The sequence below is a fragment of the Streptomyces sp. NPDC001744 genome (assembly GCF_042892575.1).
Lineage (GTDB): Bacteria > Actinomycetota > Actinomycetes > Streptomycetales > Streptomycetaceae > Streptomyces.
Genome location: NZ_JBIAUG010000052.1, coordinates 1 through 1,690, shown reverse-complemented (window position 1 = coordinate 1,690; position 1,690 = coordinate 1). Strand labels below are relative to the sequence as shown.

The following is a 1,690-nucleotide window of genomic DNA, read 5'->3' as shown; positions in this document are numbered from 1 at the left end:
GCATTTTCCGCAAAGCCCGCTGCAGCCCCAATCGCATGACCGTCATCGCCGCAGCCGTCCTCACCCTGGAGCGTCAACGCTGAAAACGCTCACTGTCTGACAAATGGTCTCGGGTGGGCTCGCGGAGCCAGAGGATGAGCGACGCGATGTGGGCTCCGGCCCTGTAGCGGGCGGCGAGTTTATCGAAGCGGGTCGCGATCGCGCGGAACTGCTTCAGCCGGTTGAAGCAGCGTTCGACCACGTTGCGGGACTTGTAGAGCTCGCGGTCGAAGGCTGGCGGTCTGCCGCCGGCCTTTCCGCGCCGCCGGCGGTTGGCCTTCTGGTCGGCCCGTTCCGGGATGACCGCGCGGATGCCACGGCTCCGCAGCTTCTGCCGGATCGCCCGCGACGAATACGCCTTGTCCGCGATGACCGCGTCGGGTCGGCGACGCGGTCTCCCGGCGCCGGCCCGGGGCACCCTCAGCGCGTCTAGAACCATGGCGAAGACGGTGGAGTCATTGACGTTGCCGGGCGTGACGACGACGGTCAGCGGCAGGCCCCGGCCGTCGCAGGCGAGATGGATCTTGGTGGTCAGCCCGCCGCGGGACCGGCCGAGCGCCTGGTCAGCCGCCGTACGTGCCGAACCTTCCAGTTCGTCCCCCGTTGCGGCCCCTTTTTGCGGGCTCCGGCGGCATGCTGGTGGGCCCGGCTGATCGTAGAGTCGACCGATACCGTCCACTCCACCGCTCCAACAGAGTCGTCCCGGACCTGGACCTGTTCGAGCAGACGGGCCCAGGTTCCGTTCGTCTCCCAGCGGGCGAACCGCTCATAGACCGTCTGCCACGGCCCATAGCGTTCCGGCAGATCACGCCACGGAGCACCGGTCCGCAACCGCCACAGCACCCCGTTGATCACCTGCCGGTGATCCCGCCACGGGCGCCCTCGCCCATCAACCCCCGGCAGTAGAGGCGCTATCCGCGCCATGCCGCATCCGTCAGCTCACCACGACCCACCACAAGATCAATTATTCAGGCAGTGTCAGGGCCCGCCGCCGCTGAAGGCCGCCCGGCCACCGAGGGCCCGCCGGCCGCGACCGGGCATCATGTCGCCATGATCCAGAACGACCGGCACGCGCCCGAGGCGCTCCAGCAGCATCCGGACGTCACCGAGGCGATCGTCAGGGAACGACGCCTCCACGACCCCTCCGTCCGTCTCTCCGGCCCCCTCGCCGAAGCCCTCTTCGACCCCGATTTCATCGAGGTCGGCGCCTCCGGGCGGCGGTGGACGCACGCGGAAATGGTCGCCGCCCTGCCCACACTCCACGGCGGCGCCGAGAGCAGCACTCCCATCACCGCAGAGCACTTCGAGGGCACGGTCCTCGCCTCCGGGATCGTCCACCTCACCTACGAGACCCGCATCGAGGACCGGCACGCCCGCCGTTCGTCGATCTGGCGCCGCGACGCCGCCGGGGAGTTCCGGCTCTACTACCACCAGGCCACGCCGGTGCCGGACCCTACGGCCGGGCCATAGGGTCCGCCCTGGGACCTGTCTGCCCCTTCCCGTCGGGTCCGGGCCGCCCGGCCTGATCCGACGCCAATTGTCAGACAGGCCCTAGCTGTATTGATCACGAGCGTTGTTGACACGGCCGTGGTCTTGAACATGGCGAAGACCTCCGGTGGGGTGGGAGCTGTCTAGGAACTCACCGCACGGA

1 protein-coding gene and 2 pseudogenes are annotated in these 1,690 nt (G+C 69.0%); 2 read left to right on the top strand and 1 reads right to left on the bottom strand.

The window, feature by feature from the left end; genetic code table 11:
- A pseudogene (locus ACFYZY_RS29985) lies at positions 1–83 on the top strand (IS5/IS1182 family transposase); the annotation flags it as partial.
- On the opposite strand, the pseudogene ACFYZY_RS29980 reads toward ACFYZY_RS29985, so the two are convergent.
- Positions 74–992 (bottom strand): annotated as a pseudogene (locus tag ACFYZY_RS29980) (IS5 family transposase). The pseudogenes ACFYZY_RS29985 and ACFYZY_RS29980 overlap by 10 nt on opposite strands.
- Positions 993–1,089: 97 nt before the next feature.
- On the opposite strand from ACFYZY_RS29980, the gene ACFYZY_RS29975 reads away from it, so the two are divergent.
- Positions 1,090–1,509 carry a DUF4440 domain-containing protein gene (locus ACFYZY_RS29975; protein WP_388700405.1) on the top strand — a complete coding sequence of 140 codons (420 nt, stop codon included), beginning with the start codon at positions 1,090–1,092 and terminating at the stop codon, positions 1,507–1,509.
- The last annotated feature ends 181 nt before the right edge of the window (positions 1,510–1,690 follow it).

Coding starts and splice junctions, on each gene's coding strand:
- ACFYZY_RS29975 (WP_388700405.1), top strand. CDS start 1,090: ATGATCCAGAACGACCGGCACGCGCCCGAGGCGCTCCAGCAGCATCCG.